At 52.6% G+C, this 20877-nt stretch carries 21 protein-coding genes, 2 tRNA genes and 1 other RNA gene; 12 read left to right on the top strand and 12 right to left on the bottom strand.

Annotated elements, in window-relative coordinates; translation table 11 throughout:
- Positions 1-226: 226 nt before the first annotated feature.
- Complete coding sequence (gene hns / locus C7433_RS00890; RefSeq protein WP_033741865.1) at positions 227-634, top strand: histone-like nucleoid-structuring protein H-NS; 408 nt, start codon at positions 227-229, stop codon at positions 632-634.
- Positions 635-726: 92 nt separating this feature from the next.
- On the opposite strand, the gene C7433_RS00885 is transcribed toward hns, so the two are convergent.
- The 5 genes from C7433_RS00885 to rssA form a co-directional block, all read right to left on the bottom strand.
- Positions 727-1734, bottom strand: coding sequence for an NAD-dependent epimerase (locus C7433_RS00885; protein ID WP_054687697.1), 1008 nt, complete (start codon positions 1732-1734; stop codon positions 727-729).
- A gap of 14 nt (positions 1735-1748) precedes the next feature.
- Complete coding sequence (locus tag C7433_RS00880) at positions 1749-3089, bottom strand: UDP-glucose/GDP-mannose dehydrogenase family protein (RefSeq protein WP_110267448.1); 1341 nt, start codon at positions 3087-3089, stop codon at positions 1749-1751.
- 24 nt (positions 3090-3113) lie between these two features.
- Complete coding sequence (galU, locus tag C7433_RS00875; RefSeq protein WP_006119401.1) at positions 3114-4016, bottom strand: UTP--glucose-1-phosphate uridylyltransferase GalU; 903 nt, start codon at positions 4014-4016, stop codon at positions 3114-3116.
- Positions 4017-4211: 195 nt separating this feature from the next.
- Positions 4212-5228: a two-component system response regulator RssB gene (rssB, locus tag C7433_RS00870; RefSeq protein WP_110267447.1), complete on the bottom strand. Its 1017-nt coding sequence runs from the start codon at positions 5226-5228 to the stop codon at positions 4212-4214.
- Positions 5229-5327: 99 nt separating this feature from the next.
- Positions 5328-6239, bottom strand: a complete 912-nt coding sequence (rssA, locus tag C7433_RS00865) for a patatin-like phospholipase RssA (protein ID WP_039343037.1) — start codon at positions 6237-6239, stop codon at positions 5328-5330.
- Between the two features lie 97 nt (positions 6240-6336).
- Here rssA and C7433_RS00860 point away from each other — a divergent pair, with 97 nt between their 5' ends.
- From C7433_RS00860 to xthA, 6 genes are all read left to right on the top strand, one after another.
- Entirely contained in the window at positions 6337-6792 is a 456-nt protein-coding gene (locus C7433_RS00860; RefSeq protein WP_006119404.1) for a YchJ family protein, read from the top strand.
- 56 nt (positions 6793-6848) lie between these two features.
- Positions 6849-7697: a formyltetrahydrofolate deformylase gene (gene purU, locus C7433_RS00855; RefSeq protein WP_006119405.1), complete on the top strand. Its 849-nt coding sequence runs from the start codon at positions 6849-6851 to the stop codon at positions 7695-7697.
- Between the two features lie 144 nt (positions 7698-7841).
- Positions 7842-7926: transfer RNA gene (locus C7433_RS00850), tRNA-Tyr, on the top strand.
- Between the two features lie 35 nt (positions 7927-7961).
- Positions 7962-8046, top strand: a tRNA-Tyr gene (locus tag C7433_RS00845).
- Positions 8047-8087: 41 nt separating this feature from the next.
- A non-coding RNA gene (locus C7433_RS00840) (RtT sRNA) lies at positions 8088-8214 on the top strand.
- A gap of 253 nt (positions 8215-8467) precedes the next feature.
- Entirely contained in the window at positions 8468-9274 is an 807-nt protein-coding gene (xthA, locus tag C7433_RS00835) for an exodeoxyribonuclease III (RefSeq protein WP_054633684.1), read from the top strand.
- A gap of 39 nt (positions 9275-9313) precedes the next feature.
- On the opposite strand, the gene C7433_RS00830 is transcribed toward xthA, so the two are convergent.
- The 3 genes from C7433_RS00830 to C7433_RS00820 form a co-directional block, all read right to left on the bottom strand.
- On the bottom strand, positions 9314-9604 hold the full coding sequence (locus C7433_RS00830; RefSeq protein ID WP_006119407.1) for a YnjH family protein: 291 nt from the start codon (positions 9602-9604) through the stop codon (positions 9314-9316).
- Positions 9604-11520: a DNA topoisomerase III gene (locus C7433_RS00825; RefSeq protein WP_110267446.1), complete on the bottom strand. Its 1917-nt coding sequence runs from the start codon at positions 11518-11520 to the stop codon at positions 9604-9606. The genes C7433_RS00830 and C7433_RS00825 overlap by 1 nt, the downstream gene beginning before the upstream one ends.
- A 257-nt stretch (positions 11521-11777) precedes the next feature.
- Complete coding sequence (locus C7433_RS00820) at positions 11778-12329, bottom strand: NAD(P)H nitroreductase (RefSeq protein ID WP_006119410.1); 552 nt, start codon at positions 12327-12329, stop codon at positions 11778-11780.
- A 172-nt stretch (positions 12330-12501) separates the two neighbouring features.
- Between C7433_RS00820 and sppA the strand changes: the two genes are divergently transcribed.
- The 3 genes from sppA to pncA all read left to right on the top strand — a co-directional run bounded on the left by sppA (position 12502) and on the right by pncA (position 16091).
- Positions 12502-14367 carry a signal peptide peptidase SppA gene (sppA, locus tag C7433_RS00815; protein WP_110267445.1) on the top strand — a complete coding sequence of 622 codons (1866 nt, stop codon included), beginning with the start codon at positions 12502-12504 and terminating at the stop codon, positions 14365-14367.
- A gap of 85 nt (positions 14368-14452) precedes the next feature.
- Positions 14453-15466, top strand: coding sequence for an asparaginase (gene ansA / locus C7433_RS00810; RefSeq protein ID WP_033741878.1), 1014 nt, complete (start codon positions 14453-14455; stop codon positions 15464-15466).
- Positions 15467-15482: 16 nt separating this feature from the next.
- Positions 15483-16091: a bifunctional nicotinamidase/pyrazinamidase gene (pncA, locus tag C7433_RS00805; protein ID WP_006119415.1), complete on the top strand. Its 609-nt coding sequence runs from the start codon at positions 15483-15485 to the stop codon at positions 16089-16091.
- 84 nt (positions 16092-16175) lie between these two features.
- On the opposite strand, the gene C7433_RS00800 is transcribed toward pncA, so the two are convergent.
- On the bottom strand, positions 16176-16457 hold the full coding sequence (locus tag C7433_RS00800) for a YeaC family protein (protein WP_110267444.1): 282 nt from the start codon (positions 16455-16457) through the stop codon (positions 16176-16178).
- A 2-nt stretch (positions 16458-16459) separates the two neighbouring features.
- A complete protein-coding gene (msrB, locus tag C7433_RS00795; RefSeq protein ID WP_006119417.1) occupies positions 16460-16870 on the bottom strand; it encodes a peptide-methionine (R)-S-oxide reductase MsrB in 411 nt (136 codons plus the stop codon).
- 340 nt (positions 16871-17210) lie between these two features.
- Here msrB and gapA point away from each other — a divergent pair, with 340 nt between their 5' ends.
- Positions 17211-18209 (top strand): glyceraldehyde-3-phosphate dehydrogenase, encoded by a 999-nt coding sequence (gapA, locus tag C7433_RS00790; protein ID WP_006119418.1) that lies wholly within the window; start codon positions 17211-17213, stop codon positions 18207-18209.
- 72 nt (positions 18210-18281) lie between these two features.
- On the top strand, positions 18282-19157 hold the full coding sequence (locus C7433_RS00785) for a D-hexose-6-phosphate mutarotase (RefSeq protein ID WP_039343042.1): 876 nt from the start codon (positions 18282-18284) through the stop codon (positions 19155-19157).
- A gap of 7 nt (positions 19158-19164) precedes the next feature.
- Here C7433_RS00785 and C7433_RS00780 read toward each other — a convergent pair whose 3' ends face one another.
- Both C7433_RS00780 and C7433_RS00775 read right to left on the bottom strand, forming a co-directional pair.
- The gene (locus C7433_RS00780; RefSeq protein ID WP_110267443.1) at positions 19165-20016 is read right to left on the bottom strand and encodes an aldo/keto reductase; all 852 of its coding nucleotides are present in this window, start codon (positions 20014-20016) and stop codon (positions 19165-19167) included.
- Positions 20017-20089: 73 nt separating this feature from the next.
- The gene (locus C7433_RS00775) at positions 20090-20839 is read right to left on the bottom strand and encodes a MipA/OmpV family protein (protein ID WP_006119421.1); all 750 of its coding nucleotides are present in this window, start codon (positions 20837-20839) and stop codon (positions 20090-20092) included.
- Between the last annotated feature and the right edge of the window lie 38 nt (positions 20840-20877).

The raw sequence follows: 20877 nt of genomic DNA, 5'->3' as shown, positions 1-20877 counted from the left end.
AAGCTTTATTTTCATTGAACCGTGTCAGGGCTTTATAGGTTGCCGGTTAAACATCAACGTTTCATTGGTCCTTACATCGCGCTTTATCTGGCGGAATTTATAATTTAATAAATTCACCTTTGAACTTTTAAAGCTAAAAATTAATTTAATGTTGAAGTTATTTCCCCCCACCACTACTATTAGCGGGCAGAACAACTCTCCTATTCATTATTCAGAGATCAGGACAATGAGCGAAGCACTAAAAAATCTTAATAATATCCGCACGCTGCGTGCCCAGGCCAGAGAGTGTTCTTTGGAAACACTGGAAGAAATGCTGGAAAAGTTTGAAGTCGTAGTAAATGAACGCCGCGATGAAGCGTCACATTCTAAAGCAGAAACGGAAGAGCGTGCGCGTAAACTTGAGCAATATCGCGATATGCTTTTAGCGGATGGAATCGATCCCAATGAGTTATTCAACGCATTGTCAGAGTCCAAAACGTCTGGCAAAGCCAAACGTGCTGCCCGCCCTGCCAAATATCAGTTTGTTGATGAAAACGGGGAGACCAAAACCTGGACCGGTCAGGGACGTACACCAGCAGCAATCAAAAAAGCCATGGAACAACATGGTAAGCAGTTAGACGACTTTTTGCTGTAAATCCTGGCGTGCTTTAGGCTTTGCTGGCTTCATTTTAGCGACCTGATTACCAATACCAGAAAAAAAAGGAAGCGGTCGCTTCCTTTTTGTTTTTATACCGAATAAAAGTTTCGGTACCAGTCAACAAAACGTCTGACACCCTCATCCACGCCTGTTTGCGGTTTAAAGCCGACAGCGTTAAATAAATCGCTGGTATCTGCGCTGGTAGCTAACACGTCACCGGGTTGCATTGGCATCAGATTTTTATTTGCCGTTACACCTAATGCTTTTTCAATCGCTTCAATATAGCGAATCAGGCTCATCGGCTGGCTATTGCCTAAATTGTAAATACGATACGGCGCTGAACTCGACGCAGCAGACCCGCTCTCTACCGTCCAATTTTCATCCGGCTGCGGAATACAATCCTGCAGACGAATAATGGCCTCGACAACATCATCGATATAGGTGAAATCGCGTTGCATTTTACCCTGGTTATAGACATCAATTGCCTCACCCGCAATCATAGCCCGGGTAAATTTAAACAAGGCCATATCGGGGCGTCCCCAGGGACCGTATACAGTGAAGAAACGTAAACCGGTGGTGGGTAACTGATACAGATGCGAATAGGTGTGCGACATCAGCTCATTGGCTTTTTTGGTCGCGGCATACAATGACACCGGATGATCGACACTGTCTTCCGTAGAGAACGGCAGCTTACTGTTCAGTCCATAAACGGAGCTGGACGACGCATAGAGCAGATGTTCAACACGATGATGACGGCACCCTTCAAGAATATTCAGATGCCCAATAACATTGGCATCCACATACGCATGCGGGTTTTCAAGGGAATAGCGCACACCAGCCTGAGCGGCCAGGTGGATAACGCGCTGAAATTTGTGCTGTTCGAAAAGTGCTGCAATGGCCTGACGGTCGGCCAAATCGGTTTTAACAAACGTAAAAGATGGGTTGTCGCCGATCAAATCAAGACGGGCTTGTTTGAGGCTGACATCATAATAGTCATTCAGGTTGTCAATACCGACAACCTGGTGACCGGCGGCCAACAGGCGTTGGCTCACATGGAAGCCAATAAAGCCTGCTGCGCCGGTTACCAGAAAATTCATAAATCCCTCATTAATCACACAGCCTGGATGGACGCTCCGCGGCCAATAGCGTAATAAACGAAGCCGCGTTTGCTGAGACGCTCTGGATCATACAGGTTACGTCCATCAAAAATCACGGGTTGTTTCAGTGCATTTTTGATCACGTCGAAGTCAGGGGCACGGAAATTTTGCCACTCAGTGCAAATTACCAGGCCATCTGCGCCCTGTAATGCTGATTCTTTGGTGCCCATCAGCTTCAAATCGTCGCGGTGACCGTAGATGCGTTGTGCTTCATCCATCGCTTCCGGATCGAAAGCCTGTACAGACGCACCTGCTTCCCACAGCGCTTCCATCAATACACGGCTCGATGCTTCACGCATATCGTCGGTATTCGGTTTGAACGACAGTCCCCACAGCGCAAACGTCTTCCCTTTCAGATCGTCACCAAAATGACGTTTGATAAAGGCGGGCAGCTTAGTTTTCTGGCTGTCATTGACGTCTTCCACCGCTTTTAACAGACGTGGTGTATAGCCAATGGATTCCGCCGTACGAATGAGCGCCTGCACATCTTTCGGGAAACAGGAACCGCCATAACCGCAGCCAGGATAGATAAAGTGATAGCCGATACGTGAGTCAGAACCAATCCCCTGGCGCACTTTTTCGATATCCGCACCTAAACGTTCCGCGAGATTGGAAATTTCATTCATAAAGCTGATTTTGGTCGCCAGCATACAGTTGGCAGCGTACTTCGTCAGCTCTGCACTGCGAATATCCATCAGGATCATACGATCGTGGTTGCGGTTGAAGGGCTCATAGAGCTCACGCAACAGTTCCACGACAGCATCGTTATCCGTGCCGAAAACGATGCGCTCGGGACGCATACAGTCAGCAACCGCCGCCCCTTCTTTCAGGAACTCGGGGTTGGATACCACATCAAAGCTGATATTGGCATCACGCGCCTGCAGGGTTTCCGTCATGACCGCACGGACTCTGTCAGCCGTTCCAACCGGTACGGTAGATTTATCGATGACCACTTTATGATCGGTCATATGCTGAGCAATGGTGCGTGCCACGGCAGTAACATATTTCAGATCGGCCGAACCATCTTCATCAGGCGGTGTGCCTACGGCGATAAACTGCATCACGCCATGGTTAACGCCCAGTGCAGCATCGGTGCTGAACTTCAGGCGACCGGATTCATAGTTAGACTTAACCAGCGGCGTCAGGCCCGGTTCAAAAATAGGAATCTGACCCTTTTTGAGGTTCTCAACCTTTTTTTCATCGACATCAATACAGAGAACGTCATGTCCGACTTCGGCCAACACCGCAGCCTGAACCAGACCGACATAGCCGATACCAAATACAGTGACTTTCATTACGCTATCCTGTGTTTTAAATTTTTAATCGCTAACGGTTTTATTGAGCCACTCAGAGAACTCTTTGCCCAGCACCGGATGGCGAACACCATATTCGACGAAAGCCTGCATGTATCCCAGTTTGTTACCGCAGTCATGGCTGACCCCTTTCAGGTGGTAAGCTTCAACGGTCTCTTTTTCCATCAGCATGGCGATAGAATCCGTGAGCTGTACTTCACCGCCTGCGCCTGGAGGCGTTTTTGCCAGCAGTGGCCAGATATCTGCGGACAGAACATAACGCCCCACCACAGCCAGATTAGAAGGCGCTTCAGACGCTTTTGGTTTCTCAACCACACCGACCATCGGTGCGCTGTCGCCCGGGTTCAGTTCTGCGCCCTTGCAGTCAACAACACCATAAGCGGTTACATCACTGACAGGCTCAACCATGATCTGGCTGCGGCCAGACTCTTCATAACGGCTCAGCATTTCTGCCAGGTTATCTTTGGTTGGGTTTGACTCATATTCGTCGATGATCACATCAGGCAGGATGACGGCAACAGGCTCATCGCCGACCAGCGGGTGCGCGCACATTACCGCGTGGCCCAGGCCTTTAGCGATGCCCTGACGGACCTGCATGATGGTCACGTGTGGAGGACAGATGGACTGAATTTCATCCAGCAGCTGACGCTTAACGCGTTTTTCCAGCATCGACTCCAGTTCGAAACTGGTATCAAAATGGTTTTCAATGGCGTTCTTAGACGAGTGGGTTACCAGCACAATTTCATTGATACCCGCAGCAATACACTCGTTAACGACATACTGAATTAACGGCTTATCAACCAGCGGTAACATTTCTTTTGGAATCGCTTTCGTCGCAGGAAGCATACGCGTACCCAAACCTGCTACCGGGATTACCGCTTTTTTAACTTTGGTCTTATAGGCAGACATCAAAATACCTCTCTTATAGGCCGTTCAAGTTTTAATGCTTGATATGTCGGTTTAAATTCGGAAATGAGTATATCAGTTACTCGCGAACGGATTTATCCTGGAAGGCATCTATCCGTAGAATTTAAGACTATTACCCAAGTGTAAAGCTAACTTCTGGCACTGTCTTGCGGGTAAGTATAAATTACCCTTCGGTGTTTATTGCTCAGACGATAACATCAGTCGTATACGGCCCCCGGCGCCCCAAATATGGCACTGCCAGTCGTCCGCACGCTGGCTAATCTGGTTAATATGCGTACTGCCCATAGTGCCAAGCGGAACGCCATTACTGAGTTGAATTTGATGGGCCTGAACATGTAATGTGGCATTCAGGCCAGCAGAAACCAGCACCAGGTTTTTTAATCCGCGATGGTAGTACCCAACTAACAGAGGGAACTGTCCGGTTAAATTCGCCTGCCGTAGCAGCAGATTAACCTGTCTGAGTAAACTGCCTAACTCAGGTAATCGCTGTTTCTGTCCTGATAACTGTTCTTGTAATAATCCGTTAAACAGGGCGCGCAATAATAAAGCCGCCAGCACGCCGTTGTCGCCCGCACGGGTGACATCGAGACAATAAAAAGCCAAATCTTTGTCAGATAACGCCGCAATATCCAGCACCAGCCCGGGCTGCTCCGCCATGGTTAACTGGCGATAATTTACCCGACAATGGGCAATGCGCTGCTGGACCGGGGGCTGCAGTTCTTTCAGTAATTTTGCCGCAGCGGAAGGATCGCGCACCAATGCATCCCAGTCCTGAAACAGCTGTTCATCTTCCTCGACTTTAGAGGTAAACATCGACGGATAGAGGCATTCGTATACCGCTTCACGGAAACGTTCAAAATTCTTCAGGGGTTTTAGCAACACATCCTGTACGCCCAGACGTAAAACCTGCGCGATGTCAGACATATTTTCGGTCGCGGAAATTATCAGAATGGGCAGTGTATTGCCGTGGCTGCGCAGATGTTCGACAAACTGAATTCCGTTCATGCGCGGCATTTCCAGGTCACAAATCACCAGTTCGACGGCATGTTTATCCAGTTGCTCAATAGCTTCCAGACCATCTTCAGCCTCAACAGTGACAGCCCCCATTGATGTTAAAAACTGGTTTAAAAGCGAACGGAAAACGGCCTCATCTTCGACAATGAGTATCTTTTTGCCGATCAGTGGTTTTTCCATTCCATCCCCCTGCGTACCCGATAAATCAATAGTGGTTCATAAAACGCAGTTGCGCCTTTCAGAATAGACCGAAGTAACATCTGTGCGTGAACAACCAGATTATCTTCTACGGACCAGCGGTAATAATTCATCCATTTGTTTCTCAACGGCAACCTTCCCAGCCGCAATTGCTTCTTCCGCACGATGAAAATCCAACGTGGATATTTGTGGACAAAATGGCTGGATAAGCACATCAGGCGGATCGCCTGCCATCCGGTTTCGCTTCAGGCGATTTTCCAGCACCTGGATGGACGTGGCCATGATCTCCATGGCGCCCGGCATTTGCGAGGCCCGGCGCTGCGTAAAATTGACCAGACGCTGTCGCAGTTTCCCACGCCAGTCGAGATTGAGCGCCACAGCCGCCGCATGTTCTTCTGAACTCTGGGGCGTCAGCGCCATCGCATTCTGCGGCATCAGATGCGCGTCGTGCTGAAGATCGACAGCAATCACGACATCCGCCCCCAGCGCGCGCGTCAGGGAGATCGGTACCGGATTCACCACCGCACCATCCACCAGCCAATATCCATTGTAGCCGACGGGCGGTAATAAACCTGGCATACTGCAGGACGCACGTACCGCCTGATGTAATTCACCCTCGGTCAGCCACAGCTCGCGACCGGTACTTAAATTGGTTGCCACCACACCAAACGGCTTTCCGCACGATTCAATCGCGTCGTGCGTAATGAGTTGCCGGACATGGTTGAATACCCGTTCTCCGCGTAACAGTCCGCCTCGCTGCCAGGACAGATCCATCAGACGGATGACATCCCAGTAGCTAAACGCACTCACCCACTTTTTCATGTGCGGGAGACGATGATTGACGTAAGCTGCGCCCACCAGTGCACCGATGGAACAGCCTGCCACGACATCAATGTTGATACCTGCGCTCTCCAACGCTTCGATAACGCCAATATGCGCCCATCCTTTGGCGGCACCGGAACCCAGAGCCAATCCAATTTTTTGCTTTCTCATCTTACTCGGGTCCTGGCGTCAATACATGGCATCACACGCGTGGGTCGGATAAAGTAAACGATATCATTAACAATCACTGTTATTAACAGGAGAATGTGTGTCCGAATCTTGCCCATGCTGTAGCGGCAAGCAGTATAGCCTATGTTGTCAGCCCTTTGTTAAAGGAACAGAAATTCCCTTATCAGCTGAACAACTTATGCGCTCCCGCTACTGCGCTTATGTCAAACAAGACGTCGATTACCTCGTCGCCACCTGGCATCCCACCAGCCGCGTTCCGGCGCTGGCTGACTTAGTGACTGAAAGTTTCGCGGGTACTGAATGGCTCAGCCTGAACATCACACGTTGTGATGAGGGGCGCCACAAAGACGAATCTTTCGTCACTTTTTTTGCACGTTTTGCTGAAAACGGTGTTAATCGGGCGATGTACGAGCGTTCACGCTTTCTTCGCGAGGACAGTCGCTGGTACTATGTCGACGGAATGACGCCCGCCATCGGGCGCAACGATCGCTGTCCATGTGGCGCCGACAAAAAATACAAAAAATGTTGCGGTTAAGGCAGTTGCCTGCGTAACGGTTTTACCCTTAATGCTTTGACAGGACTCTGATTGAGATGCAAGCGCAAACCATGCAAAGAAAAGTTTTACGAACCATTTGTCCCGATGCAAAAGGTCTGATCGCCAAAATCACCAATATTTGTTACAAGCACGAACTGAATATCGTGCAAAACAATGAGTTTGTTGATCATCGCACCGGGCGTTTTTTCATGCGCACAGAGCTGGAAGGGATTTTTAACGACAATACTTTACTGGCCGATCTTGACAGCGCCCTTCCTCAGGGCTCGGTACGTGAACTGCACAGCGCAGGCCGTCGCCGCGTCGTTATTCTGGTCACCAAAGAAGCCCACTGCCTGGGCGACCTGCTGATGAAGAGCGCGTTTGGCGGGCTGGATATGGAAATAGCCGCCGTCATCGGTAACCATGAAACGCTGCGCTCGCTGGTCGAGCGTTTTGATATTCCGTTTGTGTTGGTCAGTCATGAAGGGCTTTCGCGTGAAGAGCATGATAATAAGATGGCGGACGAAATTGATCGTTACCAGCCAGATTATGTGGTGCTTGCCAAATATATGCGCGTGCTGACGCCGGGCTTCGTCCAACGCTACCCGAATCAGATCATCAATATTCATCACTCGTTCCTGCCTGCCTTTATCGGCGCACGCCCTTATCACCAGGCTTATGAACGCGGCGTTAAAATCATTGGTGCGACGGCGCACTACGTTAATGACAATCTGGATGAAGGTCCGATCATTATGCAGGACGTCATCAACGTCGATCACAGCTATACAGCAGAAGAGATGATGCGTGCCGGACGTGATGTAGAAAAGAATGTGCTGAGCCGCGCGTTAGATAAAGTGCTGGGTCAGCGTGTGTTTGTTTACGGCAACCGCACGATTATTCTTTAACCGCCACGGGCGCTGGACTGGCTGACATTCCAGCGCTACGCGTAAAAAGTGGGCAAACGGTTCGTGATTTGCCTGAGTCCGCTTTACAGTCTGAATCCATTTGGTATGATGCGCCCCGCTTCAGAGCACAACAATTCAGTCCCTGGTGGGATTCCCGAGCGGCCAAAGGGAGCAGACTGTAAATCTGCCGTCACAGACTTCGAAGGTTCGAATCCTTCTCCCACCACCATCTGAATCTGCTGCCTGAGCCTACAAATCATCCCCGGTGGGATTCCCGAGCGGCCAAAGGGAGCAGACTGTAAATCTGCCGTCACAGACTTCGAAGGTTCGAATCCTTCTCCCACCACCATCTCGCATTTAGCAACTTCATTCCGACATGCAACTCAGTCAGCCTGTTCTGCGAGGAAAGGGATAAGACCTTTGTTCAGCGTTCGCGTCGGGCACCGCGAGACAACGCGCATTAGCGCGGCCCGTAGGGTGAGGCGCAACGCGCCGAATCATCCTTATCCACCCCTCTCTTCCCTTTAGCACGTCATGCCGTTATAAAACTGTTCTGCGCGGAGAAAGATAAGAGCCTTTGTTCAGCGTTCGTGCCGGGCATCGCCTGAGAAAACGCCTCTGGAAACCACTCTGGTTTTCTGTTCCCGCTGACCATGGGTCGTGCTCTCTCGCCCGTGCTGTCCACCACTCGCTGAAATTGCCCTGCTCTGCCATGACATTTCCGGCAAAAATCGCTACCATCCTGCCTATCATTCGCTGAAGGTTATCTCATGAAATTTATTTCATTCAATATTAACGGCTTGCGGGCACGTCCCCATCAACTCGAAGCACTGGTCGAGAAGCATCAGCCTGACGTCATTGGTCTGCAGGAAACGAAAGTCCATGATGATATGTTCCCGCTCGAGGATGTGGCTAAGCTGGGCTACAACGTGTTTTATCACGGTCAGAAAGGCCATTACGGTGTGGCACTGTTGACCAAGGTTCAGCCGGTCTCCGTGCGTCGGGGGTTTCCGGGCGATGGCGAGGATGCGCAGCGTCGCCTGATCATGGCTGAAATCCCCAGCCCGATTGGCGATATTACCGTGATAAATGGCTATTTTCCGCAGGGCGAGAGCCGCGACCACCCGACAAAGTTTCCGGCCAAAGAAAAATTTTACCGCGATCTGCAAAGCTATCTGAGCGAGAGTCTTACGGCGGATAAGCCCGTGCTGATCATGGGCGATATGAATATCAGCAGCACCGACCTGGATATTGGGATTGGCGAAGACAGCCGTAAACGCTGGCTGCGTACCGGTAAGTGTTCTTTCCTGCCCGAAGAGCGGGAATGGATGGACAGGCTGTTAAGCTGGGGGTTGGTCGATACCTGGCGTGCGCATAATCCCGATACCTGTGACCGTTTTTCCTGGTTCGATTACCGTTCTAAAGGGTTCGATGACAATCGCGGTCTGCGCATTGACCTGCTGCTGGCCAGCACCGGGCTGGCCTCGCACTGCATTGAGAGCGGTATCGACTACGATATTCGTGGCATGGAAAAACCCTCTGACCATGCCCCGGTCTGGTCAACCTTCCGCTTCTGATAGCGCTGACGCGTGGTGCGCCCGCCCACCACGCGTTTTCTATTTCACTATTTTCCAGATCAGATTGTTCGTCCCCAGCGATTTTTCGTCACGCGCGCACTGTAACAGGACGCCTTCTGATTTCACGACTGCGCCCTCGGTATAATTACGGTTTTCGAAAATACAGCACTGCATACAGTTCTGCTGATTATTTTGTCCCTGAGTCCAGGCTTCCCGCGGCATATCAACAATCACATCCGTATTAGTTCCGCCTGTAGACGGATGATAATTCGCCTGGGCCGGCCCACAGACAATCAGTGCGGCCAGCATGAGCAGTGCAGTTTTACGCATTATTCGGTTTCCTTAGTTTTACGCCGTGCTTTGCGCTGCGGACGTTTTTGTCCGGTGGACGGTAACCCACGAAACGCCTGTCCCGACGGTTGCTGCCGTGCCTGATGAATAAGCCCACTCAGCGTGTGCACCAGCGGTTGCATAAACTCATCATAACGGCAGGCCTTTTCACTAATCCGTGTCAGTGTCGATTCCCACTGGGCGGTCATGTCCGGCCGGGCTGCCAGATCCGGTAACGAATGGATCAACGCCTTACCCGTGTCGGTAGAATGAATATAGCGCCCTTTCTTCTGTAAAAATGACCGGCGGAACAATAATTCTATGATCCCCGCGCGCGTGGCTTCCGTTCCTAAACCATCGGTCGCACGAAGCACTTTCTTTAATTCTTTATCCTGAACAAAACGCGCGATACCGGTCATGGCTGACAGAAGCGTGGCATCCGTAAAATGGCGAGGTGGCTGCGTTTGCTTGGCCAGCACTTCGCCGTGCTCACACAGCAGGACGTCCCCTTCCGCCACGACCGGCAGCGGCATGCCGTCATTTTCTTCATCACGCTCTTTACTGCCCAGCAAAGCACGCCAGCCCGCCTCAGCCAGAAAGCGGGCCTTCGCCACGAATTTACCGCCCGCAATATCCAGTTCAATAGTGCATTTACGAAACATCGCATCCGGGCAGAACTGCATCAGATACTGACGCGCGATCAGGCCATAAACCTGCTGTTCATTGTCATTCAGCCTGACAGCGCTGGCGCGTACTGTGGGAATAATGGCATGGTGCGCATCCACTTTTTTGTCGTCCCAACAGCGGTTTTTACGATCGGCATCAAACTCCGCAGGCGGCGTCAGATCGGGCTGGTGAACCTGAATGGCATTCAGCACTGCGTGACGACCAGCAAAATGCTCATCGGGCAAATAGCGGCTGTCGGAACGGGGATAGGTAATCAGTTTGTGGGTTTCATACAATCGCTGACAAATATCCAGCACCGCCTGCGCGCTCAGGCCAAAGCGTTTTGCCGCCTCAATCTGCAGTGCCGAGAGCGAAAACGGGAGTGGCGCAGTGTCGCTTTCGCGCTTATCACTGTATGCGGTGACACGCGCAGGTTGACCGGTAATGCGGGCAACCACATGCTCTGCCAGACTCCGCTTGAGTAAGCGCCCTTCTTCATCCTGCCAGGGCTCACAGGCTTCACTGGGGACCCAGTTGGCAACAAAGCGGATGTCATCTGGCGTCACGATATGCGCTTTAACTTCAAAATAGTCTTTCGGCACAAAGTTTTCGATCTCTTCGTCGCGGCGCACCACCAGCCCCAGCACGGGCGTTTGCACCCGCCCCACCGACAATACGCCATCGTAACCGGCATTACGGCCCATTAACGTCCAGGCGCGGGTCATGTTGATGCCATACAGCCAGTCCGCCCGGGCGCGAGCCAGGGCGGAAACACACAGGGGGATAAACTCACGGTTTTCACGCAGGCGACTGACTGCGCGTTCGACCGCCTGAGGATTGAGATCGTTGATCAGGCAGCGCTGCACCTTACTGCGTTTCTCGGCGGGCAGTTGCAGGTAATCCAGCACTTCGTCCACTAACAGTTGCCCTTCCCGATCCGGGTCACCGGCGTGAACCACTTCGTCCGCCTGCGCCAGCAACCCCTCAACCACTTTAAGCTGCTTAGCGACAGAGGGCCGCGGCTGCAGGCGCCACTTTTCAGGAATAATGGGCAGATCGGCCAGTGACCAGCGTGCATAACGGCCGTCATAAGCATCGGGCTGCGCCTGCTCAAGTAAATGCCCTACGCACCAGGTGACGACCTGATCATTGCCACAGGCAATGAATCCCTCACCGCGGCGGTGCGGTTTAGGTAACACATCGGCAATGGCCCGTCCAAGGCTGGGTTTCTCTGCTATAAACAAACGCATTAAATCGGGTAATCCTTAACGTCAGCGAACAACAATGATGGCAGCGCCTGCCCCGTGCACGACGACAGTGCAGGATCACGGCCTGGCGCCATCGGATGCAGGCAGCCGGTTTCCCCGGACACAGCACGCTGCGCTGCCAGTGAAGACAGCGCTATAGTAGCCTGGCGGCACGCTGCTGATAAGCGTGCCGGATCTGCGAGGAAACGCTTCGCTCATTACGTGCGCAGTTTACCGCGCATCGCGCGGTTCAGACAGGTTCAGAAATAGCGGACGAAGGGTGCCGTGTCGGGATGAACCACGGTGGTGCTGGACTTAAGCTGCGGCGTGCCCAGATAGAGGAAGCCCACAATCGCGTCCTGCTCACGGCAGCCGAACGCCTCACGCACCTGCGGATCGTCGGTCCAGACGCCGCTCCGCCAGATGCCATTAAAGCCCTGGGCGACAGCAGCCATCTGCATCGCCATCACGGCACAGCTGGCAGAGGCGATTTGTTCCCAGCGCGGTACCTTGTGATTGATCTCGCAGTGCGCCACGACGGTGATGATCATGGGCGCACGGAACGGCGCCTGACTGGCTTTATTGATGGCTTTCTCATCCATCTGGTTGTCCCGCGCCGCTTTTTCCAGTAGCTGACTCAGGCGATCGCGGCCTTCATTTTCAACAATAATAAATCGCCAGGGTTGCAGGCCGCCGTGATCGGGTGCGCGCATGCCCGCGCGCAGGATGTTATCCAGCGCTTCACCGCTGGGGGCCGGTTCCGCCAGACGCGAGGCCGAACGACGATTAACCAGTAATTCTAGTGCGTCCATGTTTTTCTCCTGACAGTAAAAGCACGGGTAATCCTGGCACAAGTGGATTTTTTGTAACAGTCCAGGGTGATTTCCTGCTGACTTTTGTTTCGCTGCTCTTTAGGATGAGGTCGTTAACGGAGACCTGGCCCGCCTGGTGGCTATTTCCGGCTATATCAAAATGGAGAATGTGATGCGCACACTGTGGCGAATAATTGCGGGTCTGTTCCGCTGGACCTGGCGAGTGTTGAATTTTATCAGGGAATGTATTCTCAACCTGTTTCTGGTTTTCTTAATTATTGTCTGTGTGGGGATCTGGCTTCAGATCAGCGGCTCAGGCAGCCGTTCCTCCGCCCCGGTACAGCAAGGTGCGCTAAAAGTGGATTTGACCGGTGTGCTGGTCGACAAACCCTCCGTCAGCAACCGTCTGAGCAAAATTGGTCGTCAGTTATTAGGCACCAGTAGCGATCGTCTGCAGGAAAACTCCCTGTTTGATGTAGTGGATGCTATTCGTCAGGCCAAAGGTGACAGCAATATTAAAGGTCTGGTTTTAGACCTGCGTGATTTTGCTGGCGGCGATCAGCCTTCTCTGCAATATGTAGGTAAAGCGTTACGCGAGTTCCGCGACAGCGGTAAGCCTGTTTACGCCTTAGGCGACAGCTATAGCCAGGCGCAGTACTACCTTGCCAGCTATGCGACGAAAATCTATCTGTCGCCACAGGGCACCGTTGATTTGCACGGCTTTGCCACCAACGGTCTCTACTACAAAACGTTGCTCGACAAGCTGAAAGTCAATTCACACGTTTTCCGCGTGGGCACCTATAAATCAGCCGTTGAGCCCTTCCTGCGTGACGATATGTCGCCAGCGGCGCGTGACGCAGATAGCCGCTGGATTGGCCAGCTCTGGCAAAATTACCTGAATACCGTGTCTGCTAACCGCCAGATTACGCCTGAGCAGCTGTTCCCTGGCGCTGCCGCTATTATCGCAGGTCTGCAGGCCGTTAAGGGCGATACCGGAAAATATGCGCTGGATAACAAACTGGTCGATGTGCTGGGCTCACGCGCTGACGCGGACCAGGCGCTTATCCAGGCATTTGGCTTCGATAAGCAAAACAACGATTACCGTAACGTCAGCATTTATGATTACAACGTTAAACAGGATGCCAGCCAGCAAAAAGGCAACATTGCCGTGATTCTTGCCAGCGGTGCCATCATTGATGGTGATGAAACACCGGGTAATGTGGGCGGCGATACGACAGCGGCGCAGATCCGCGATGCGCGACTGGATCCCAAAATCAAGGCCATTATTTTGCGGGTGAACAGCCCGGGCGGCAGCGTTACGGCGTCCGAAGCGATTCGTTCGGAACTGGCCGCAGCGAAAGCGGCAGGCAAACCGATTGTGGTCTCCATGGGCGGTATGGCAGCCTCGGGCGGCTACTGGATCTCGACGCCAGCCAGCTACATTATTGCCAGCCCCAGCACGCTGACCGGCTCTATCGGCATCTTTGGCGTGATTAACACGCTGGAGAACAGCCTGGCCTCGATTGGTGTGCATACCGATGGCGTCGCGACCTCACCCCTGGCAGACGTCGCAAGCACCAAAGCGCTGCCTGAGGTAGTGCAGCAACTGATGCAGTTGACCATTGAAAACGGCTACCACAACTTCGTGGGACTGGTGGCGACATCGCGCCATAAAACACCGGAACAGATCGATGCCATCGCGCAGGGGCACGTCTGGACGGGCAGCGATGCCAAAGCCAATGGTCTGGTCGATGCGCTGGGCGATTTTGACGATGCGGTGAAAAAAGCGGCTGAGCTGGCGAAGGTTTCCCAGCCAGAGCTTGACTGGTATCAGGAAGATCCCGGCTTCCTTGACGTGATGCTGAATCAGATGAACGCGTCTGTTCAGGCTGTGCTGCCTGACACGATGAAAGCCTGGCTGCCTGCGCCCATGTACGATGTGATGAGCGCGATGAAGAATCAGCCCGGCCTGTTTGACCATCTGAACGATCCGCAAAACCGCTATGCCTTCTGCCTGAACTGCGGCGAAGTGCGATAAACCTCTCAGCCCGACTGCTTGTCGGGCTGCTTTTCCCTGCTGTTCCCCTTATACTGCCCGTTTTACGGCAAGTCTGAGTTTACCTATGCAAAAGAAAAATATTTACGTTGCCTACACGGGCGGTACCATCGGTATGCAACGTTCTGCTCAAGGTTATATTCCGGTTTCTGGTCATCTGCAGCAGGAACTGGCGAAGATGCCTGAGTTCCATCGCCCGGAAATGCCTGACTTCACGATTCATGAGTATCAGCCTCTGATTGACTCTTCTGACATGACCCCGCAGGACTGGCAGTCGATCGCCGAAGATATCCGGCTGAACTATGATCGCTATGATGGTTTTGTCATTCTGCACGGCACGGATACCATGGCATTTACCGCCTCTGCCCTGTCGTTTATGCTCGAAAATCTGGCTAAGCCGGTCATCGTTACGGGCTCACAGATTCCGTTAGCCGAACTGCGTTCCGATGGCCAACAAAACCTGCTTAATTCCCTTTACGTCGCTGCGAATTATCCCATCAACGAGGTGACGCTGTTTTTCAACAACACACTCTATCGCGGTAACCGTACCACTAAAGCGCACGCGGACGGTTTCAACGCCTTTGCGTCCCCCAACCTGTCAGCCTTGCTGGAAGCCGGGATTCATATCCGTCGTCTTAATACGCCGCCTGCACCTCAGGGCAAAGGCGAGCTGATTGTTCATACCATTACCCCGCAACCTATTGGCGTGGTGACAATTTATCCGGGCATCTCTGCAGATGTCGTGCGTAACTTTTTACGTCAGCCGGTTAAGGCGCTGATTTTACGCTCGTACGGTGTCGGTAACGCGCCGCAAAACGCCGAGTTTCTGTCTGAACTTCAGCAGGCCAGCGAACGCGGCATTGTGGTCGTCAACCTGACCCAGTGTATTTCTGGCAAGGTCAATATGGGTGGCTACGCCACCGGGAATGCTCTGGAGCACGCTGGCGTCATCAGCGGCTTTGATCTGACGGTTGAAGCGGCGCTGACGAAACTTCACTATCTGTTGAGCCAGGATCTGTCCAGCGATCAGATCCGCGCCAAAATGCAGCAGAACCTGCGTGGCGAACTGACAGACGACTAAGATGGAGTCAACGGCAATGAAACGGGCATTAATCATTATCGACATCCAGAACGACTTCTGCCCCGGCGGCCCAATGGCCGTCAAAGAAGGCGATCATACGGTCGAGGTTGCTAACCGCTACGCCCGTGCTTTTCATGAGAATGGTGAGTGCGTCGTAGCCCTGCAGGACTGGCATCCAGCCGATCACGGTAGTTTTGCTTCCGTATCCGGCGAACCTGTCTATACCCTCGGTGAACTCAACGGCCTGCCACAGATCTGGTGGCCGGATCATGGCGTGCAGCATTCTGCGGGGGCTGATTTTCATCCCGGACTTGATCGCAGCCTGTTCGACGCGGTTTTCCATAAAGGGCAAGATCAGGACGTAGACAGCTACAGCGCCTTTTTTGACAACGGACACCGACGCAAGACAGAACTGGACAGTTGGTTACGCGCACGCGATATCACGCATCTGGTCATGCTGGGCCTGGCGACGGATTACTGCGTGAAGTACAGCGTGCTGGATGCACTTGAACTGGGTTATCAGGTCGAGGTCGTGGCGGCAGGCTGCCGTGGCGTTAATCTCAACCCAGAAGACAGCGACATTGCGCTGGCGCAGATGGCGGCTCAGGGCGCCGTCATTATCTGAAAAAGGGCTGGCGTATAGCCAGCCCTTTTTGCTCTTCCATACGATGCCCGCCTGCGCGTGGCTGACTGGCGACTTACCGCACTATTAATGCAGATGAATGTGCGTGACGTCCGGTTCGATACCAAACTCTTCTTTTAACTGCTTTTTCGATTTGGTCACCATTTCGCCATTTTTGCCGATGGTCATATGCTGTGGTGCATCATTATTGCGCGCCTGCCACATCATAACCAACTGCAGGCTGTTATCACGCTGTTGCTGCGTCAGCGCCACTCCATCCGGCCATTTTCCGGTTTCAACAGCCGTCATCAGGCGTTCATAAATTTCGGGTGTCATAGCATCAAGCATGGCTTCAAGTTGCTGTTTCATTGTTAGCCCTTAATCTCGTCGCCTTGTGGACTGGTGAAGTTCAGCGAGGCTGAGTTCACACAGTAACGCTCACCGGTCGGCTGCGGCCCATCAGGGAAAACATGGCCGAGATGAGAATCACAGTTGCCGCAACGGATTTCAATACGCTGCATACCGTGCGAGTTATCTTCCAGATAACGAATAGCCTCATCGCTGACGGGCTCATAAAAACTCGGCCAGCCACAGCCTGAATCGTATTTCGTCTCTGAAAGAAACAAGGGCGCGTTGCACACCAGGCAGTGATAAATCCCTTCCTGCTTGTTATGCAGCAGCGCACCGCTGTACGGCGGCTCCGTGCCACGCTGTTGCGTGACATAGCGCTGCATCTCAGTTAACTGGGCGATTTTTGCGTCGGGTGCGGTTTCTTTAGGCATTTGAGCAATTCCGGGATGTCATTCTGAAAAAATCGACTAGTATTCTAACAAATGATCAACATTAGTCGGGTCTTTTTTTGTGCTCTGCCCTTCGGTCCGTATCTTACAAGGTGGATTTGTGATTTTGATCACCTTTTCTCTGGCATATCCCTATATATTCGGCGAAGGTTTCAACAGAGCACGATGTTCGCGGAAGCGCGCAAGCGGTTGCGCGTCAAATAATTCCTGTTCGGTGGATTGACCTGTCGCAACAATTGACACGATTCCGCTTGACGCCTGGTAAGGTTTTTGTAATTTTACAGCCAACCTTTTATTCACTAACAACTAGCTGGTGGAATATATGACTATCAAAGTAGGTATCAACGGTTTTGGCCGTATCGGTCGCATCGTTTTCCGTGCTGCTCAACAGCGCTCTGACATCGAAATCGTTGCTATCAACGACCTGCTGGACGCTGACTACATGGCGTACATGCTGAAGTACGACTCTACTCACGGCCGTTTTGACGGCACCGTTGAAGTACAGGACGGCGCTCTGGTTGTTAACGGTAAGAAAATCCGTGTTACCGCTGAGAAAGATCCGGCTAACCTGAAGTGGGGCGAAGTGGGCGTTGACGTCGTTGCTGAAGCAACCGGTATCTTCCTGACCGACGAAACCGCACGTAAGCACATCACTGCTGGCGCGAAAAAAGTGGTTCTGACCGGTCCATCTAAAGATGACACCCCAATGTTTGTTCGTGGTGCTAACTTCGACAAATACCAGGGCCAGGACATCGTTTCTAACGCCTCTTGTACCACTAACTGCCTGGCCCCGCTGGCAAAAGTCATCAACGATAAATTTGGTATCGTTGAAGGCCTGATGACCACCGTACACGCCACTACCGCAACGCAGAAAACCGTTGATGGCCCGTCTCACAAAGACTGGCGCGGTGGTCGTGGTGCATCACAGAACATCATCCCGTCTTCTACCGGCGCCGCTAAAGCGGTAGGTAAAGTGCTGCCAGAACTGAACGGCAAACTGACCGGTATGGCATTCCGTGTACCTACGCCTAACGTTTCTGTTGTTGACCTGACCGTTCGTCTGGAAAAAGCTGCGTCTTACAAAGAAATTTGTGCCGCTATCAAAGCCGCGGCTGAAGGCGAGATGAAAGACGTGCTGGGCTACGTTGAAGATGACGTGGTTTCTACCGACTTCAACGGCGAAGTTCTGACCTCAGTATTCGATGCCAAAGCCGGTATCGCGCTGAATGACAACTTCGTTAAACTGGTTTCCTGGTACGATAACGAAACCGGTTATTCAAACAAAGTTCTCGACCTGATTGCGCTGGTTGCTGCTAAATAAGGCAGCCAGACACGAGACAATAAGGGTGACTTCGGTCACCCTTTTTTTGATCCCTTCACTATGGAGTCAGGCATGCAAGACAAACTCTTTTCCCTTCCCGTGGTTAAACAAATCACGCCTTATCTGTCGCAACGTCAGGTGGGTGAACTCCCGGTTATCATTGTCAGCCATCCGCGTGTACGGGCGGCCGTGACCTTACAGGGCGCGCATCTGATTGCCTGGCAACCGAGCGGTGAGAAGCCCGTCATCTGGCTGAGCGATAAGAGCCCTTTCCTGCCTGGTAAGGCGATTCGCGGCGGTGTACCGATTTGCTGGCCCTGGTTTGGACCGGCAGGAGAGCCTGCCCATGGCTTTGCCCGAAATCAGTCATGGACGCTCTCTGCGCATGATGAAAACGAAGACGGCGTGCTGCTGACATTTGTGCTGGAAAGTACCCCACAAACGCTGAAGCTGTGGCCGCATGACTTTACCCTTATTGCCCGCTTCCGTCTGGGCCAGCATTGCGAAATTGAGCTGGAAGCCTACGGTGATTATGAATCGACAGCCGCGCTACACAGCTATTTTAACGTGGCGGACAGTGCGAGCGTTGAGGTCACCGGACTGGGTGAACATTACATCGACAAGGTCAAAGATAACCAGCCGGGTCAGAGCGAGGGTAAACAGCGCTTTACCGAGCGCGTGGATCGTATCTTCACTGCGCCAAAAGACTGTTCAGTTATCAACGATCTGGCTGGAAAACGGCAAATTGAAGTGTACCACCATCACCATAGTGACGTTGTCACGTGGAATCCTGGTGTGGCGCTGTCGTGTAGTATGGCGGACATGCCAAATGAGGGTTATAAAACGATGGTGTGTGTTGAAACCGCGCGCATCAGCAAACCGTTGCGCAGTGCAGGCGACAAGCCTGCCCGACTGGCGACGACAATACGTTTGAAAAATAAGGCCTGAGGCGCGTTCAGACCACATCCAGCGGCAGTTTGTGTTGTGGCGGCGGAAAAACCCTGTCGAGTCTGAGACAGTCCTCCTCGCTCAGGGTAATGCCCAGCGCAGCCGCATTTTCACGAACATGTACCAGTGAACCGGCTTTAGGGATGGCAAGGACATCGCCATCCCGAATCGCCCAGGCCAGCAGAAGCTGTGCCACGGTGATGCCTTTTTGGCGGGCAATTGCGTTCAGAGCGGGGTCGGTAAACAGCTGACTGCGTAACCGACCGGCCTGTGCCAGGGGACAATACGCCATGACGGGCATCGCGCGCTGGCGACAGAGCGGTAGCAAATCGTATTCAATACCGCGGGAACCCAGATGATAAAGCACCTGATTGGTGGCACAATTTTCGCCACCCGTTTCGGCCCACAGGGCGTCCATGTCCTCGCTGTCGAAGTTTGAAACACCCCACGCACGAATTTTGCCCTGCTGCTGCAAGGTCTGCATCGCGCTGATGGTTTCGTCGAGTGGCACACTGCCGCGCCAGTGCAAAAGATACAAATCAATTCGATCCGTTTGCAGACGACGCAGGCTGGCCTCGCAGGCGGCGATGGCATCCTGTTTTCCGGCATTCCATGGATAAACTTTCGATACCAGCAGGGCCTCATCACGCCGTCCCTTCAGGGCATCGCCTACCACTTCTTCGGCGCCACCCTCTGCATACATTTCAGCGGTATCCACCAGCCGCAAACCGGCATCCAGCCCTGCCTGAAGCGCACTGATTTCCTGTTGCCGGCTGGCGGGATCCTCCCCCATATACCAGGTGCCAAGACCGATTGCCGGAATCTGACGCTGACCTGCAATATCGATATATTTTGTCATCGGGTTCTCCTGCACTGAATGGGGGCATATGCACCCTGAGAGCGCACAGCCTGCACTCGCGGGGTGCGCCGCATCAGAAGGTATAGCTGACGCCTGTCCAGACCGTAAACTGTCCGCTTTTATCAACCATCGGACTGTCTTTGATTTCGCTGGCAAAGCGGGTGTAACGCCCTGAAAGACTGGCATTCCACTGCGGGGTAATGCTGTAGCTGGCGTTCATTTCCACATAAGGCGACCAGCTGTCATCCGGATGATAACGACGAATTCCGGTCCGATCGCTTTCGTTACCCGATACGCCATAGTAGTAGCGGTTTTGATTCGCGCTGTTCCACAATGCACCAATTCCCGGCGTAAAGGTAAAGTCGCCAAAGCTGAAACGGTAAAGATAGGTCAAATCCCAGACGATACCGTTGCTGTTGTTAAGCACATCGCCTAACAATGAGGTCCGTATGATGCCCCAGTCATCCGTGTGCCGGTAAGTCACCCCGCCCATCAACGTCATTCGGCGCTTATCCAGCCCCTTCATATCCCCCAGATCGTTGTCATCCGGGTCGTATTGCTGCGGCGAACCCAACAGCGACAGAGAGAGCTGATCCTGTGGGTCTTTCCACACGTAATAGCCACCCTGCAGCGTGTTAAACCAGAATTTTTCCCCTTCGTAATTGATGATGGGAACAGGCAAATAGCGGTCCTGTCCACCACGATAAGGTGACTGCGCATAAATCACTGATGCACCGAGCGATAAGGGTGCGGCTTGTACTGACTGGCCCAGAAAATAACAAGGGATAAGTGCAATAAGCACGTTAAGTTTGAATTGGTTCACAATTTATTCATTCCATAAATATAACAATCACACATAGA

The organism is Pantoea sp. PNA 03-3, assembly GCF_003201175.1.
GTDB lineage: Bacteria > Pseudomonadota > Gammaproteobacteria > Enterobacterales > Enterobacteriaceae > Pantoea > Pantoea stewartii.
This window is presented reverse-complemented; position numbering and strand designations above follow the sequence as displayed.

Bases quoted from the DNA above. Each gene is read 5' to 3' on its own strand.
- sppA (WP_110267445.1), top strand. From the start codon at position 12,502: ATGCGCACACTGTGGCGAATAATTGCGGGTCTGTTCCGCTGGACCTGG.
- C7433_RS00885 (WP_054687697.1), bottom strand. From the start codon at position 1,734: ATGAATTTTCTGGTAACCGGCGCAGCAGGCTTTATTGGCTTCCATGTG.
- xthA (WP_054633684.1), top strand. From the start codon at position 8,468: ATGAAATTTATTTCATTCAATATTAACGGCTTGCGGGCACGTCCCCAT.
- purU (WP_006119405.1), top strand. From the start codon at position 6,849: ATGCAAGCGCAAACCATGCAAAGAAAAGTTTTACGAACCATTTGTCCC.
- ansA (WP_033741878.1), top strand. From the start codon at position 14,453: ATGCAAAAGAAAAATATTTACGTTGCCTACACGGGCGGTACCATCGGT.
- C7433_RS00830 (WP_006119407.1), bottom strand. From the start codon at position 9,604: ATGCGTAAAACTGCACTGCTCATGCTGGCCGCACTGATTGTCTGTGGG.
- C7433_RS00880 (WP_110267448.1), bottom strand. From the start codon at position 3,089: ATGAAAGTCACTGTATTTGGTATCGGCTATGTCGGTCTGGTTCAGGCT.
- pncA (WP_006119415.1), top strand. From the start codon at position 15,483: ATGAAACGGGCATTAATCATTATCGACATCCAGAACGACTTCTGCCCC.
- C7433_RS00800 (WP_110267444.1), bottom strand. From the start codon at position 16,457: ATGAAACAGCAACTTGAAGCCATGCTTGATGCTATGACACCCGAAATT.
- rssA (WP_039343037.1), bottom strand. From the start codon at position 6,239: ATGAGAAAGCAAAAAATTGGATTGGCTCTGGGTTCCGGTGCCGCCAAA.
- galU (WP_006119401.1), bottom strand. From the start codon at position 4,016: ATGTCTGCCTATAAGACCAAAGTTAAAAAAGCGGTAATCCCGGTAGCA.
- gapA (WP_006119418.1), top strand. From the start codon at position 17,211: ATGACTATCAAAGTAGGTATCAACGGTTTTGGCCGTATCGGTCGCATC.
- C7433_RS00820 (WP_006119410.1), bottom strand. From the start codon at position 12,329: ATGGACGCACTAGAATTACTGGTTAATCGTCGTTCGGCCTCGCGTCTG.
- msrB (WP_006119417.1), bottom strand. From the start codon at position 16,870: ATGCCTAAAGAAACCGCACCCGACGCAAAAATCGCCCAGTTAACTGAG.
- hns (WP_033741865.1), top strand. From the start codon at position 227: ATGAGCGAAGCACTAAAAAATCTTAATAATATCCGCACGCTGCGTGCC.
- rssB (WP_110267447.1), bottom strand. From the start codon at position 5,228: ATGGAAAAACCACTGATCGGCAAAAAGATACTCATTGTCGAAGATGAG.
- C7433_RS00780 (WP_110267443.1), bottom strand. From the start codon at position 20,016: ATGACAAAATATATCGATATTGCAGGTCAGCGTCAGATTCCGGCAATC.
- C7433_RS00825 (WP_110267446.1), bottom strand. From the start codon at position 11,520: ATGCGTTTGTTTATAGCAGAGAAACCCAGCCTTGGACGGGCCATTGCC.
- C7433_RS00785 (WP_039343042.1), top strand. From the start codon at position 18,282: ATGCAAGACAAACTCTTTTCCCTTCCCGTGGTTAAACAAATCACGCCT.